The sequence below is a fragment of the Kitasatospora sp. NPDC097691 genome, from assembly GCF_040302665.1.
GTDB lineage: Bacteria > Actinomycetota > Actinomycetes > Streptomycetales > Streptomycetaceae > Kitasatospora.
In genome coordinates this window covers 21,081-35,231 of record NZ_JBEORY010000048.1, presented here as the reverse complement: position 1 = coordinate 35,231, position 14,151 = coordinate 21,081, and the positions used below count along the sequence as shown (strand labels likewise).

Genomic DNA, 14,151 nt, shown 5'->3' with positions numbered 1-14,151 from the left:
CCGCCCCGGGAGGGGCCGGAACCGCCGGAACGGGCTCAGCTCGGGTGGATCCGCCCGCGCCAGCCGCCCCGCTCCGTGCCCCGGTTCTCGATGAACGCCTTGAACCGCTTCAGGTCGCCCTTCACCCTCCGGTCGACCATGCCCATCGCGTCACCGGCCTTCTCGACCATGCCCTCGGGGCGGAAGTCGATGGCCATGTTGACCCGGGTGCGCCGCTCTGCGAGCCGCTGGAAGGTCACCACGCCCTTCTGGTCCACGCCACCGTCCATGGTCCGCCAGGCGATCCGCTCGTCCGGCAGCTGGTCGACGATCTCGGTGTCGAACTCACGGGTGACACCGCCGATGCTGGTGCGCCAGTGGTTGTGGCGCTCGTCCAGCTGGGTCACCGACTCGACGCCCTCCATGAAGCGCGGGAACTCCTCGAACTGGGTCCACTGGTTGTAGGCGGTGTGCAGCGGGACCTCGACCTCGACCGACTCCTTCACCATGCTCATGCGGGCCTCCTCGCTGGGAACCGGCCGGGTGTTTCCCGGCCGCCCGCGCGTCTGCCCCGACGGCGCCGGGGTAACCCGCCCGCGGCCGGTCGGGTGCGACCCGATCGGCACCCGGATCGCCGCGTCACCCGCCCGCGACGGGGTTTGACCGGCCCGTCCCCGGCTAGCCGCCCGGTATGGACACCTCATCCCTGCACACCCACCCCTGGTCACGCCGGCTGCGCCGCGCCCTGGAGGCACCGGAGCACTGGGACGTCCTGGACGCCCCGGCCGAGCCGCTCGCGGGCGCGGTGGAGGCCCTGCCGCTCGGTCCGTACCGGGACGCCCTGCACGGCGTGTGGCTCGGCCACCCGCTCCACCCGGCGCTGGTCCAGTTCCCGATCGGCTGCTGGACGTCCGCCGCGCTGCTGGACTTCACCCCGGGCGGTCGGCGGTCGGCCGGCACCCTGGTGGCGGCCGGGCTGCTGGCCGCCGGTCCCGCCGCGCTCACCGGCTGGGTGGACTGGGCCCGGCTCGATCCGCCGCGCCGCCGCACCGGCCTGGTGCACGCGCTCTCCAACACCACCGGGGTGCTGCTGTACGGAGGGTCGCTGCTGGCCCGCTGCCGGGGGCACCGCGCCCGTGGCCGGCTGCTCGGCCTCGCCGGGCTGACCGCCGTCTCGGTCGGGGCCGCGCTCGGCGGGCACCTGTCCTACCGGCTGGCCGCCGGGCCGGACCGGGCCGCCGCCGCACCCCGGCTGGCCCCGGCCGACTGGGTCGGCCTCGGCGCCCTGGAAGACTTCCCGCCCGGCCGGGCCGTGCGCCGGACGGCGGGCGAGCTGGCCGTGGTCGTCGTCCGGAACGGCGAGCTCTGCCACGTGCTGGCCGAGCGCTGTGCCCACCTGTCGGGGCCGTTGTCCGAGGGCACCATCACGGACGGCTGCCTGCGCTGCCCGTGGCACGGCAGCGAGTTCCGGCTACGGGACGGCCAGGTGGTGCACGGTCCGGCCACCGCGCCGCAGCCGGTGCTGGAGACCCGGGTGGCTTCGGGACAGCTGGAGGTGCGGCTGCCGGGGGCCGGCTGACCGAGCGTCAGCGGGCGGGCACGTCCGGCCCTCCCGGGCCATCCCACGACTTACGGAGGAACCATGGCCGCCGCCGTCCCCGGCCTCCCGCCGCGCGCCGCCGCACCGGAACGCGGGTGCCGAACCGGGATCCGGCGGGCTGCCGTGCCCGCCGGGAACGTCCACGCCCGGCCCCCGGTCGCCCTGACCGCCCCGACCGCCCCGACCGCCCGCGACCCGGTGCGGCTGTTGCTCCGAGCGCCCGGGGTGTATGCCCCGCAGGGGGACACCCTGCTGCTGGCCTCGTGCGTGCGCCGGGAGCGCCTGGACGCGTCCGGCCGGGTGCTCGACCTGTGCACCGGGACGGGGGCGGTCGCGATCGTCGCGGCGCGGACCGGGGCCCGGGTGACCGCGGTCGACGTGTCCGCTCGCGCCGTGGTGACCGCCTGGCTCAACGCCCGGCTGCACCGGCGCCGGATCCGCGTGCGCAGGGGCGACCTGCTGGCCCCGGTGGCCGGCAGGTACTTCGAGCTGATCACCGCCAATCCGCCCTACGTCCCCGTCGATCCCGCCGCGGGCGCCGCCGGTCGCGGTGCCGCGCTGGCCTGGGACGCCGGGCCGGACGGGCGACTGGTCCTGGACCGGATCTGCCGGACGGCCCCCGGCCTGCTCGCCGTCGGCGGGGTGCTGCTGCTCGTGCAGTCCGCGCTCGCGGACGTCCCCGCCACCCTGGCGCTGCTGCGCCGGGCGGGGCTGCGGACGGAGGTGGCGGCCCGGCGACGGCAGGCCTTCGGGCCGGTGATGACCGCGCGGGCCGCCCTGTTCGAGCGGCGCGGGCTGATCCGACCGGGCGAGCGCGAGGAGGAACTGGTGGTGGTGCGCGGTGTCCGCGAACGCTGACCGGGACGCGACCCGGGTGGTCGTCGTGCCGGGTGGTCCGCTGCTGGTCGAGGGACCGGTGGAGGTGGTCCTGCCGGACGGGACGGTACGGGTCTCCGAGCGGCCGGTGGTGGCGCTGTGCGCCTGCCGCCGCAGCCGGACGTACCCGTTCTGCGACACCAGCCACCGCCGGCGCGGCCGGCCCGCGCGCGGGCCGGAGAAACCGCGCGGCTCAGGACCGGCCGTCGGGCAGGGGTGAGCGCAGGGAGGTCCGCCCGGCGCGCCAGCAGCCGAGCAGGTGGTCCTCGAAGCGGCCGTCCACGACCCCGGCGGCGGCGATGCCGAACGCGACGTCCCGCGCCGCGGCCGGTTCGGCGGTGACCAGTTCCTCGATGACTCCGCGCCGCACCAGCTGCTCGTGGACGGCGTCCGCCTCGACGTGCTCGCGGTAGAAGAGGGTGCCGTCCGGGCCGCCGCCGAGCCGTTCCAGTGCCGCCGCCAGGCGGGCCGAGCCGGGCGAGGAGGTGATCTCGACGGCGGCGAACTGCCCGACCGCGGCGGCGCGCAGCGCCCGGTGCAGGCCGAAGAGCGTCATCAGGTTGACCACGGCCAGGCTCGGCGCCGGGACCAGGTCCAGGTAGTGGCGGTAGCCCGGGTGCAGGCCGAAGGCGGTCATCATCCGGGCGAACAGCAGGGCGTGGGCCCGTTCCGGCCGTCCGGCGCCGTACTCGTCGTAGAGGATCGCCATCAGCGCCGCCTGCGCGGGGCCGTGGATCCTCGGCAGCATCCACAGCTGCGGGTCCGCCTCCTTGAGGTGGTAGAGCGAGCGGTGAACCAGGTACTCGCGGGCGTGCCGGAGTTCGCCCTCGGCCGACAGGAAGTGTGAGGGCCCGGTGCCGTCCGGGGGCTCCGTCAGCAGGCGCTCCAGGGCCTCCCGCAGGGGTGGCACGGGCTCCGTCTCGGCGCGCACCTCGGCGAGGAACGGCCGCTCCAACGACCTTCGCAGCGCCAGCAGTCCGGGATCCCACTCCCACTCGGGAGCGACGCCCGGCAGGCCCCGGTCATGGAGTTCGTAGCAGAGGTACAGCGCGAGCTGGTGGTCCTCGCCCCAGGGATGGGTGAAGGGCCCGGGCGGCGCGAACAGGCGTCCGGCGCCGGGCGGCCCGGCGGTCGCCAGAGCGAGCACCGCCGCCGACAGGGGCCCGCGCGGTGAGGGCGGGCCGCCCGTCGCCCGCCCCGCCCGCCGGTCGTCTCCGTTGCGCACCCGCTCGTCCATGCCCTCCGCCTCCTCGCCGTGCCCATGCCCGTGGCCGTGCGTGCATGCCATCCGTATGTCCGTCCGGTCCTCCCGGGCGCGTGCCCACCCGCCGCGCCCGCTAACGCGACGGTCCGGGCCGCAACCGGACGGCCAGCAGGCAGCTGTCGTCGGCCGGGTTGGGGCCACCGAGGCGGTCGGCGATGTGGTCGAGGCAGTCCGCCGGGTCACGGACGCCGCACTCCCCGGCCGCCCGCAGCAGGCGGTCCGGGCGGACGGTGCCGCCGTCACGGCGGTTCAGCAGCCCGTCCGTCCACAGCAGCACGGTGTCGGTCCCCGCGCGCAGCGGCAGCACGGCGTCCCGGCAGCGGGCCTCCGGCAGCGCGCCAAGGACGGTGCCGGCGGGGCCCTTCGCGAGGGTGGCGGTGGTACCCCGCAGCACGGCGGGTGGCGAGTGCCCGGCCGCGCTCCAGGTGAGTGTCGCGGCCGCCGGGTCGAGCAGGCCGCACAGCACGCTGGCGATCCGGTGCCCGCCCTGGTGGCAGAGCATCGTGTTGAGCCGTTCGAGCATCTCCCCCGGCCCCGTCGCGGTGTAGCAGAGCGCGCGCAGTGCGTGCCGGAGCTCGGCCATGCCGACCGTGGCGGCCAGGCCGTGACCGCTGACGTCGCCGACGGCGAGCAGGATCCGGCCGTCGGGCAGGCCTGCCAGGTCGTACCAGTCGCCGCCGCTCCGGGGGCGGTCGGTGGCGGGCAGGTAGCGCGCGGCGTACTCCAGGACGGCGCCGGACGGCTCGGGCTCGCCGGGCACGGCCAGCAGCGCCTTCTGCAGGGCCCGGGCCGTCCGGTGTTCGGCGCCGGCCCTGCGCCGCTGCTCGGCGAGCCGCGCCCTGGTCTCCGTCAGGGCCTGCTCGGTCCGGTGCCGCCGGGTGACGTCCTGGAGGACTCCGCGGACCTCGGACGGACGGCCTGCTCCCGGGTCGTCCGTCGCCTCCGCGGTGAGCCGTACGGTCCGGGAGGGCTCGCCCGGCCGGCCGACGTCGAACTCCAGGGCCGCCGTCCGCCGTCCGGCCAGCAGGCGGCGGATCAGCAGGCGCAGGGCCGGGCGGTCGTCGGGGTGCACCCGGGCCAGGGCCTCGGCCGGGCCGACCGGCTCCGTGCGGTCGGGGTCGAGGCCGAGCAGCCGCCGGGCCTCCGCCGACAGCTCCGGCGGCGAGCCGGGCGTCCAGGCGACGGTGCCCACCCCCGCCATCCGCTGCACCTCGCCGAGCCGGGCCGCCCGCTCGACGGCGCCGTCCGCGGGCCGCCAGGTGAGCAGCACCCCGTCGAGGAGGGGCTCCGCCCGGACGGCCAGCACCTGTCCGGACGCCGGGTCGGTGAAGTCCTCCGACCGGCCCTCGTAGCCGACGCCGGTCGCCGCGGCCGCCACGATCCCGGCGAAGGTCCCCGTCGTGACCAGCCCGGGGTGGAGTTCGCTGAGGCGCCGACCGACCCGCGGGTCGGTCCCGGTCGCGGTGTTGGCGTACCGGACCCGCAGGTCGGTGATCTCGCGCTGCGACCCCTCGGTGCTCCCGCCCTCCCGCACGGCCGAGAGCACCAGGACGGGATCGAACACGGCGTCCAGTACGGCGCGGAACCAGTGCTCGCCGCCGGGGACGGCCGCCCCCGGCTCGTCGACGTCCGGGGCGGAGAACCGCAGCAGGTGCCCGGCGACCAGCCCGGACAGGGCGGATACGTACTGCGTCGTCGCGCGGGCCCGGGCGGGCGGTACGTCCCAGCCCAGGCTCATGGCCCCGACGATCCGGTCGCCGCGGCGCAGCGGTACGGCGCACGCGCTGCGGCCCGGGACGATCCGACCGGTCTCGGGGGCGCGGCGGCCGTCCGGGTGGTCGGAGTCGAACTCCCAGATCAGGCCGCCACCGTGGGCGGCGGTGGCCAGTGGCACGCCGGTCTCCGGCGGGATGCGCTTCCACTGGCTGACCCGTCGTGGCTCCACCCCGTGGCTGCCGACCAGCAGCAGCGCGCCGTCGCGCGTCAGCCGTCCCAGCACCACGGCCACGACGCCGAGCGGTGCCAGGGCCACCTCGTGCGCGAGTCGCGCCAGTTCGTCGGGTGAGTCGGCGCTGGCCAGGGCGGAGGCCGCCAGGTGGTAGCGCGCGGACAGGCCGGGGACGGCGGCGGCCGGGCCGTTGCGGGGAGGTGCCGGAGTCGGGGCGCGCGGGCGGGGGGACACCCGTGCGGCGTCGGTGGGCGGGGGCGCGGGCTCCCCGGTGTTCCCGGTCTCCCCGACCGGTGTCTCCTGGAGCACGGCCTCGTCGACCGGTGCCGCGGGAGGTGTCACCCCGAACGACACCTCCTCGATCGGCGCTGCGCGGCCGACCAGCCCTGCGGCGATCTCCACGAGCCGGCGGTTGCTGTCCTGCGAGAGCCGCATCAGGTGGCCGAAGGCCTCGTCCGGCGTGCAGTCCAGCCGCTCGGCGAGGATCCCCTTGGCCTGCTCGATGACGCCCCGGGTGCGCATCGCCCGCCGCAGCCCCTCGGCCTCGGCGCGCAGCCGGTCGACGGCCTCCCGCAGGACGGCGGTCTCGTCGGCGCGGGCGGGTTCCCGCGCGGTCCGGTCCCCGGTGTCCCTGCCCACGGTGTGCCGGTCCTCGGTGTCCCGCTCCTCACGCACAGGCCGCCGCCACGTCCGGGTAGAGCGGCAGCACCGCCGCCACGCCGCTCAGCTCCACCACGTCGCGCACCTGCGGTGCGGCACCGGCCAGCCGGAGCGCGCCCCGGTCGCCGCGGGCCCGGCGGGCGGCGCCGAGCAGGACGCTGAGACCGGTGGAGTCCAGGAATCCGACGGCGGTGAGGTCCACGACCATGCGGGTGGCACCGCCGTCCGCGAGCGCCTCGAACAGGCGCTGCACCTCGTGGGCCGCGAAGTCGTCGAGGTCCCCGGTGAGCGGTACCACCGTCCAGCCGTTGGCCACCGGGAAGTCGTTCATGCGGACCGTCCTCGACACTCGGCCCGGCCCCCCTTCGCCGGGCTCTCCCTCCAGGCTAGGTCCGCGTCGGCGCCGCGTCGTCCCTGCTCCTCGCGGTCCGCGCCCTCAGCCGACCGCCGAAACCACCCGGGTGGCGGACGGCGCGGGCGGCGCGGACGGTCGCCGCGAGGACGGGCACGGGATGAAGGCCGTCAGCCCGCGTGCGGCTGGGCGAGCAGGCTGCGGTCGAGGTCCGCCAGCAACTCGGCGGTGTCGCGGTGGACTTCGGCGGCGCCTGCGCCAAGGAGTTCCTGTGCGGAGAAGCCGCCGCTCTCCACGGCGACGCAGGGGATCCCGGCGCGGCCCGCGGCGACGACGTCCCAGACCGTGTCCCCGACGAACACGGTGTCCCGGGGCTCGGCGCCGGCGCGGTCCAGGGCGGCCCGGACGAGGTCGGGCGCGGGTTTGGTGGCGGCCACGTCGTCCGCGGTGGTGGCGGCCGCGATCACGTCGTCGGCGTCCAGGACGCGGCGCAGTACGGTCAGTTCCCGCTCGGAGGCGGAGCTGGCGAGGACGATCCGCCGTCCGCGTCCGGCGCAGGCGCGCAGGAGGTCGGCCGCGCCGGGCAGCGCCGTGATCGCCGGCCACCGGGCGGCGTAGAGGGCGGCATGGGCGCCGGTGATCGCCTCGTCGGCGTCCCGGTCGCGGTCGTGGCCGAGCAGGTGGTCGAGCAGCTGGTCGGCGCCCATGCCGATTGCCCGGTGGACCCGGGCGGCCGGGACCGTCCGGTCGTACTGGCGCAGGGCCTCCCACCAGGCGAGGGCGTGGAAGTACGAGGTGTCGAGCAGGGTGCCGTCGACGTCGAAGAGCGCCGCCGCGGTCGTGGTCACGTGGACCTCCTTCGGTCGGCCGGCGCGGCGGACCGGGCGCAGGGTCGCCCGGCCCGGGTGCCGCGGCGGAGGGCGGGCTCAGGTCGGTTCCTCGGGTTCGTCGTCCCAGCCGGGGGCGTCGAGGTCGTCGAGTCGCTCGCGCAGGTGGTTCAGGGTCGCCGTGAGCAGCCGGGAGACGTGCATCTGGGAGACGCCGATGCGGTCGGCGATCTGGGACTGGGTCAAGCCGTCCCAGAACCGGAGTTTGAGCACGGCCTGTTCCCGGCGCGGCAGTTCGGCGAGGAGCGGGCGGACGGCGGTGCGGAAGTCGGCGAGTTCGATGCCGGGGTCGCAGCTGCCGAGCCGGTCGAGCAGGGCGCTGCCGCTCTCGTCGACGTCCTGCTCGCGCAGGGCGTCCAGGGAGTTGGGGCGGTAGACCCGGCCGGCCATCAGGCCCTCAGTGGCCTGTTCGACGGTGAGGTGCAGGCCCTCGGCGATCTCCTCGGGTTGCGGCAGCCGGCCGAGTTCCTGTTCCAGCCGGTCGGAGCCGCGGGCGACGGTCAGGTAGAGCTCCTGCATGCTGCGCGGCACGCGCACCGGCCACGAGGTGTCCCGGAAGAACCGCTTGATCTCGCCGGTGATGGTGGGGATCGCGTAGGTGACGAACTCGACGCCGCGCTGCGGGTCGTAGCCGTCGACGGCCTTGATCAGGCCGACGGTGCCGACCTGGAGGATGTCGTCCATGTCCTCGGCCCGGTGCCGGAAGCGTGCGGCGATGAAGCGCACCAGCGGCATGTTGAGCTCGATGATCGTGCCGCGGACGTAGCTGTAGGCGTGGCTCTCGCGGGCGAGGCCGGCCAGACGCTCGAACAGCGCGTCGCTGAGTTCCCGGGCCTCGGTCTTGCCCATGGACCGCAGCTCGGCTGCGGTGGGCCTGGGCGGAAGGTCGGGCGGCAGGTCGGGGAGTTGGTCAGGGGGCTGGTCGGGGAGTGTGACGGCATCCCGATGGGACGCCTCCAGTCGGATGGACACTTGATTTCTCCTGGGCAACGGGGTGATCGCCCGGTGGCGTGTGCGGCTCGAACCCGCTCGCCTTCGGGGCTTCTTCCCCCAGGACCTGTGCCCGGCTTCTTCAAGCGCGGTCCCGGTGGCACCCGGTCGGGTGCTGGGGCGGCCGGATCCGGTCTCGGCCGCCGTATGGGTGTTCTACCCGACATACGACATTGAATTCATGTTTTAGTCGCTTTCTTCCGATTCGCCCGGGTAGCCGCCCTCTGGCCACACCGTCGGCCACGAGAGGAGGGACCGCCCTTTCGACCCCGTCGACCCGTCGACCCGTCGACCCGTCGACCCGGATCAACCGCAGTGGTCGATCCGGGCGAGCGGAGACGACACCTCCAGCCAGACCAGCTTGCCGCCGTCGTCGGGCTGCGTCCCCCACGCCCGGGCCAGCTGGTGCACCACCCGCAGGCCGTACCCGCCGGGGCGGCCGGGCACGGCGGACGGACGCAGCCTCGGACGCTGCGAGCCGGCGTCCGTGACCTCCACCCGCAGCCGCTCGCCGTCCCAGCGCAGCCGCAGCTCGCGCGGGCCGCCGGGAGCGTGCAGACAGGCGTTGGTGACCAGCTCGGAGACCATCAGCAGGACGTCCTCGACCGCCAGGCGCCGCTCGTCGTCGAGGGCCGGGAGCCAGTGCCAGGACTCCAGCACCCGCCTGCTGAACGCACGGCTGCGCTGCACGGGGCCGCCGCCGGGGGCGTTCGCGCCTGCGGCGGGGAAGACGAGTCGCCTGGTCACCTCGGTGTTCGCCGTACCGACGGGCTCCGGCAGGTGTGTACCTCCGAATCGGTTCATGCCCTCCCCCTCACCCCGGTCCCGGTGCGCCGGCCCGGATCAGGTTATGCAGCCCCGTCGAGTCGCAGAATCGCAGGTCACCGAGGTCGACCAGGATCCGTTCGATGCCGTCGCCCACCGGCCGGGCGAGTGCGGCCCGCAGCTGGTCGCCCGTGTCGTGGTCGAGATCGCCGACCACGGTGACGATGCGCACCGGCGCCTCGTCGACCACCGCGACAGCGAGGCCACGGACGTACCGCTCCTCCCCCGACGCCCCGGGCAGGCCCTCCGGTCGGAGCGGCGCACCGCCGGGGCCGTCGTGCCGCGCGGCGTGACCGGTCACGCGGACGACCGGAGCCGGCGGGTCCGCACCGGGTGTGGCCGGGCAGGGCGCCTGGTCGTCGTCCATACCGCGCGTGTGCCCGGCCCCGCCGCGCCTACACGCGCCGGGGCGGCGTGGGCGCCTGGGACGGCCGGGGACGGCCGGGGCGCCCCACGACAGTCCGGGACGGCCGTCGGCAGAGGCCCGTCACATCACGTTTCGGCACCACCGGCCCGGCAAGACGCCCGGCATGCGGATCCACGAGCCTCCGGGCCCCCCAGCCGTGGCCGGGGCCGAGCCCGGACCGAACCACGCCCGGGGTGTCACGGCCACCCCTCCCGCCCCGGGCCCAGGGGCCGCGCTGCCCGGGACCAGCGCGCCGCCCGCCCTGCCCACCGTCGGGGTGGAGGAGGAGTTCCTGCTGGTCGACCGGCGCACCCGGCTGCCCGCCGAACGGGCGCCGCAGGTGATCGCGGCCGCCGCGGTCGAGCTGGGCGAGCAGGTGCAGGCCGAGTTCTTCCGCGTCCAGGTCGAGGTGTGCACCCTGCCCGCCACCCGGCTCACCGAGCTGGCGGCCGACCTGGTCCGCCTGCGCTCGGTGGTCGCCGCCGCGGCGGCCGACGCGGGGTGCCTGCTGGTGGCCTCGGGCACGCCGGTGCTGAGCGACGCGCGACCGGGCCGGATCACCGACGATCCGCGCTACCGGGAGATGGCGGCCCGTTACGACGGCGTGGTCGACGGCTACGGCGGCGCCCTGTGCGGCTGCCACATCCACGTGGGGACGGTGAGCCGCGGCCGGGCGCTGGCGCTGGGCAACCACCTGCGTCCCTGGCTGCCGGTCGTCCAGGCGCTCGCGGCCAACTCCCCGTTCACGGACGGCCGGGACAGCGGCTTCGCGAGCTGGCGCACCGTCCGCTGGGCGCGCTGGCCCACCGTCGGCCCGGCCCCGGTGCTGGACGAGGGGCAGTACGAGGACCTGGTGGCCGCCCTGGTGAGCTCCGGGGTGCTGCTCGACCGGCGGATGGTCTACTGGTACGCCCGGCCGTCGGAGCACGTCCCGACGCTGGAGGTGCGGGTCGCCGACGTCAACGCCGACCTGCGGACCGTCCTGCTGCTCGCGGCGCTGCTGCGCGGGCTCACCGCCGTCCTCCTCGACGAGATCGACCAGGGCCGGCCGGCCCCGGTGTGCCCGGCCGGACTGGTCCGCGCCGCGCACTGGCAGGCCGCCCGCAGCGGCCTGTCCGGGGAGGGGATCGACCCGTTCACCGGACGGCACACCCCGATGGCCGCGCTGGCCGACCGTCTCCTCGAACGGGCCGCCCCCGGCCTGGCCGCCGCCGGTGACCTGACCGCGGTCGAGGACGCCCTCACCCGGATCCACCGGTACGGCACCGGGGCCGACCGCCAGCGCCGCGCGCTGCGCCGCCGGGGCCGGCTGACCGCCGTGGTCGACGAGCTCGCGGCCCTCACCCTCGCCGTGCCCTGAGGCGGCCGAGGCCGTGCACCCGACCGAAGCGCTGCGGCGGATCGCCTTCCTCCTGGAGTGGACGGACGCCTCTCCCTACCGTGTCCGTGCCTTCCACACGGCCGCCGACGCCGTCGGCGACCTGCCGCCGGGGCCGGTGGACGCCGCCCGGGCCCGCCGGCTGCCGGGGGTCGGGCCGGTCACCTCCGAGGTGATCGCGCAGGCCTCCACCGGCGCGATCCCGCCGTACCTCGCCCGTCTGGAGGCCGCGGCGGGGCCCGACGCGACCGCCGGGTGGCAGTTGCTCGCCTCCGCCCGGGGCGACTGCCACCTGCACTCCGACTGGTCCGACGGCGGCCACCCGATCGACGCGATGGCCCGGGCCGCCCGCGCCCTCGGGCACCGGTGGGCCGTGCTCACCGACCACTCGCCCCGGCTGACGATCGCCCACGGCCTCGGCCCCGAACGGCTGCGGCGCCAGCTCGACGCGGTCGCGGTCTGGAACGCCGCGGCCCGGACCGCGCAGGACGGCCCGTTCCGGCTGCTCACCGGGATCGAGTGCGACATCCTCGACGACGGCTCGCTCGACCAGGAGCCGGAGTTGCTCGGGCGGCTCGACGTCGTGGTGGCCTCCGTGCACTCCAGGCTGCGCGCCGACCCGGAGCCGATGACCGCCCGGATGCTGACGGCGGTCCGCGACCCGCGCACCGACGTCCTCGGGCACTGCACCGGCCGGATCGTCACCGGTCGCGGCCGGCCGCCGTCCCGCTTCGACGCCGGGGCCGTCTTCGCGGCCTGCGCCGAGGCCGGCACGGCGGTGGAGATCAACTGCCGCCCCGAGCGCCGGGATCCGCCCGACGAGCTGCTGCGCCTGGCCGCCGAGGCGGGCTGCCTGTTCGCCGTCGACACCGATGCCCACGCACCCGACCAGCTCCACTGGTTCGGCTCCGGCTACGCCCGCGCCGCCCGGCTCGGCCTCGGCCCCGAACGGCTGGTCACCACCTGGCCGTGCGAACGCCTCCTGGCCTGGGCCGGGCCCGACGGCGCCTGACCACCCGGGCGTCGCCCTCGGCGGTGACGGGTCGCCATCTGCTCGACGTCCGTACCGGCGGCGCCCGGCGCATCCGGTCCCGCAGGCCGGCTGTTGCCCCGCGCCGCCATCGGGGCGGCATGACGGGCCAGCGCCGCGGGCGCGGGGCGCGGGCCGACGCCAGGGGGCGCGGGGCGCCGGTGCCGGTGGGCGTCGAGGTGGCGCTACTCCTGCGCGGCGGCGGGCGCGTCCGGGCCGGACTCCTCGGGGCCGGGCACCGGCCCGTCCGGTGCGGACCGTACGGGCGGGGGCGGGAGCGGCGGGAGTCCGTGGGCGGAGAGCACGGCGTTCGCGAACTCCGGGCGGTCGACGGGGAGTCCGTGCCGGCCGAAGAGGGCGAACAGCTCGGCGAGGGCGCGCGGTTCGACTCCGCGCGGCCGGTCGCCGTCGGCGATCGTGAGTTCGCCGAGGAACGGGCCGCAGAACCGGCCCGGCGGGTCGACCAGGCGCAGCCGGAGCCGGACCCGGTGGGCGCTGGTCTCGGGTTCCTCGCCGAAGTCCATGGCCATGCCGCTGATCTGCGACCAGGCGTAGTGCTTCGGGACGAGCAGGCGGACCACGGTGAGGCCGGTCTCCTCCTCCCGCAGCCGGAAGGTGCGCGGCCCGCCGACGGACACCGCGGCGGCGATCGCGGCGCCGATCAGCAGGGTCGCCCCGACGCCCGTGGCGCCGGTCTCACTCAGCACGATCACCGCGATCAGGGCCAGTACGCAGCCGACCCCGATGGCCTCCACCCGGCGCCGCATGAACGCCAGCCCTACCGTCGTCATCCCGCCCCTTCCCCCGCGCGTGCTGCCAGCCTCGCGGGCGGCGCGCGGCCCGGACAAGCGCGGCGCGGGAGCTGTGACGGGCCCGTGACGAACCGGCCCGGCCCGCCGCCGGGGCCGCCGCCCGTCACCTCCCGCGCAGGCGCCGGACCAGGTCGCGCGCGGCGGCGGGCCAGCGCGGGTACTCGAAGTCGAAACCCGCGTCGAGCAGGCGGGTCGGGACGACGCGGCGGCTCTTCAGCAGCAGTTCGGACTCCGAGCGCAGGGCGAAGGCGCCGATCTCGGCCATCCAGCGTGCGGCGGGCAGGGCCAGCGGCATGCCCCAGGCGGTACGCAGGTCGCGCATGAACTCACGCTGGGGCAGCGGGTTCGGGGCGGCGAGGTTGACCGGGCCGGTCAGCTCCTCGTGCGCGATCAGGAAGTCCACGGCGCGGGCGAAGTCGCGTTCGTGGATCCAGGACACGTACTGCGCGCCGCCCGCGATCGCACCGCCGACGCCGAGGCGGGCGAGCCAGGAGAGCGAGTCGAGGGCGCCGCCGCGTTCCGGGCCGAGGACGACGGCGGTGCGCAGGGCGAGCTTGCGGGTGGCGGGGGTGTCGGCCTCGGTCTGGGTGTCCTCCCAGGCGCGGGCGATGTCGATGCTGTACCGCCAGGAGGCCGGGGCGTCGGGTTCGGCGCCGCCGATCAGGCCGTCGTGCTCGCCGTTCGGGGCGTCGTGGCGGTGGGCGTAGACGGTGGCGGTGCTCATCTGCAGCCAGACGGCGGGCGGGCGGCGGGCGGCGGCGATCGCCTGGCCGACGACGCGCGTGGAGAGGACCCGGGAGTCCATCATCTCCCGCCGGTTCTCCTCCGTGTAGCGGCAGTTGACGCTGCGCCCGGCGAGGTTGACCACGACGTCGCTGCCGTCGATCTCCTCCGCCCAGGCGCCGAGCGTGCGCCCGTCCCAGCCGACCTGCCGGGGTCGGGCGGGCCGGCGGCTCAGGGTGACCACCTGGTGTCCGGCGGCGGTCAGGGTGCGGTCGAGCAGCGCGCCGAGCGCCCCGGATCCGCCGGGAATGACGATCTTCATGCGTTCCCCCTCATCTCCGGGGACCAGCGTAGCCCAGGATTCTGAACGTGTTCAATTCCTTTGCCCGCCGATCCTGAAACCACGCTGAAACCGCACTGA

At 76.3% G+C, this 14,151-nt stretch carries 15 protein-coding genes; 5 read left to right on the top strand and 10 right to left on the bottom strand.

The window, feature by feature from the left end:
- Positions 1-35: 35 nt before the first annotated feature.
- On the bottom strand, positions 36-494 hold the full coding sequence (locus tag ABTY56_RS27490) for an SRPBCC family protein (protein WP_350631870.1): 459 nt from the start codon (positions 492-494) through the stop codon (positions 36-38).
- A 176-nt stretch (positions 495-670) separates the two neighbouring features.
- On the opposite strand from ABTY56_RS27490, the gene ABTY56_RS27485 reads away from it, so the two are divergent.
- From ABTY56_RS27485 to ABTY56_RS27475, 3 genes are all read left to right on the top strand, one after another.
- On the top strand, positions 671-1,558 hold the full coding sequence (locus tag ABTY56_RS27485) for a Rieske (2Fe-2S) protein (RefSeq protein WP_350631869.1): 888 nt from the start codon (positions 671-673) through the stop codon (positions 1,556-1,558).
- A 63-nt stretch (positions 1,559-1,621) separates the two neighbouring features.
- Positions 1,622-2,437, top strand: coding sequence for a HemK2/MTQ2 family protein methyltransferase (locus ABTY56_RS27480; protein WP_350631868.1), 816 nt, complete (start codon positions 1,622-1,624; stop codon positions 2,435-2,437).
- Positions 2,421-2,675 (top strand): CDGSH iron-sulfur domain-containing protein, encoded by a 255-nt coding sequence (locus tag ABTY56_RS27475; protein ID WP_350631867.1) that lies wholly within the window; start codon positions 2,421-2,423, stop codon positions 2,673-2,675. The genes ABTY56_RS27480 and ABTY56_RS27475 overlap by 17 nt, the downstream gene beginning before the upstream one ends.
- On the opposite strand, the gene ABTY56_RS27470 is transcribed toward ABTY56_RS27475, so the two are convergent.
- The 7 genes from ABTY56_RS27470 to ABTY56_RS27440 all read right to left on the bottom strand — a co-directional run bounded on the left by ABTY56_RS27470 (position 2,649) and on the right by ABTY56_RS27440 (position 9,748).
- Positions 2,649-3,743, bottom strand: coding sequence for an iron-containing redox enzyme family protein (locus ABTY56_RS27470; RefSeq protein WP_502893196.1), 1,095 nt, complete (start codon positions 3,741-3,743; stop codon positions 2,649-2,651). The two genes, ABTY56_RS27475 and ABTY56_RS27470, sit on opposite strands and share 27 nt — an antisense overlap.
- Positions 3,744-3,792: 49 nt before the next feature.
- The gene (locus ABTY56_RS27465) at positions 3,793-6,306 is read right to left on the bottom strand and encodes a SpoIIE family protein phosphatase (protein ID WP_350631866.1); all 2,514 of its coding nucleotides are present in this window, start codon (positions 6,304-6,306) and stop codon (positions 3,793-3,795) included.
- 28 nt (positions 6,307-6,334) lie between these two features.
- Positions 6,335-6,658 (bottom strand): STAS domain-containing protein, encoded by a 324-nt coding sequence (locus ABTY56_RS27460; RefSeq protein WP_350631865.1) that lies wholly within the window; start codon positions 6,656-6,658, stop codon positions 6,335-6,337.
- A 191-nt stretch (positions 6,659-6,849) separates the two neighbouring features.
- Entirely contained in the window at positions 6,850-7,527 is a 678-nt protein-coding gene (locus ABTY56_RS27455; protein ID WP_350631864.1) for an HAD family hydrolase, read from the bottom strand.
- A gap of 78 nt (positions 7,528-7,605) precedes the next feature.
- A complete protein-coding gene (locus ABTY56_RS27450) occupies positions 7,606-8,538 on the bottom strand; it encodes a SigB/SigF/SigG family RNA polymerase sigma factor (RefSeq protein WP_350631863.1) in 933 nt (310 codons plus the stop codon).
- 324 nt (positions 8,539-8,862) lie between these two features.
- Complete coding sequence (locus ABTY56_RS27445) at positions 8,863-9,360, bottom strand: ATP-binding protein (protein WP_350631862.1); 498 nt, start codon at positions 9,358-9,360, stop codon at positions 8,863-8,865.
- A gap of 10 nt (positions 9,361-9,370) precedes the next feature.
- Positions 9,371-9,748: an STAS domain-containing protein gene (locus ABTY56_RS27440; protein WP_350631861.1), complete on the bottom strand. Its 378-nt coding sequence runs from the start codon at positions 9,746-9,748 to the stop codon at positions 9,371-9,373.
- Positions 9,749-9,911: 163 nt separating this feature from the next.
- Here ABTY56_RS27440 and ABTY56_RS27435 point away from each other — a divergent pair, with 163 nt between their 5' ends.
- Positions 9,912-11,147 (top strand): carboxylate-amine ligase, encoded by a 1,236-nt coding sequence (locus ABTY56_RS27435; RefSeq protein WP_350631860.1) that lies wholly within the window; start codon positions 9,912-9,914, stop codon positions 11,145-11,147.
- Positions 11,148-11,160: 13 nt separating this feature from the next.
- Positions 11,161-12,177, top strand: coding sequence for a PHP domain-containing protein (locus ABTY56_RS27430; RefSeq protein ID WP_350631859.1), 1,017 nt, complete (start codon positions 11,161-11,163; stop codon positions 12,175-12,177).
- 203 nt (positions 12,178-12,380) lie between these two features.
- On the opposite strand, the gene ABTY56_RS27425 is transcribed toward ABTY56_RS27430, so the two are convergent.
- Both ABTY56_RS27425 and ABTY56_RS27420 read right to left on the bottom strand, forming a co-directional pair.
- Positions 12,381-12,986 carry a hypothetical protein gene (locus tag ABTY56_RS27425; protein ID WP_350631858.1) on the bottom strand — a complete coding sequence of 202 codons (606 nt, stop codon included), beginning with the start codon at positions 12,984-12,986 and terminating at the stop codon, positions 12,381-12,383.
- 124 nt (positions 12,987-13,110) lie between these two features.
- Entirely contained in the window at positions 13,111-14,052 is a 942-nt protein-coding gene (locus ABTY56_RS27420; protein ID WP_350631857.1) for a TIGR01777 family oxidoreductase, read from the bottom strand.
- Positions 14,053-14,151: the final 99 nt, after the last annotated feature.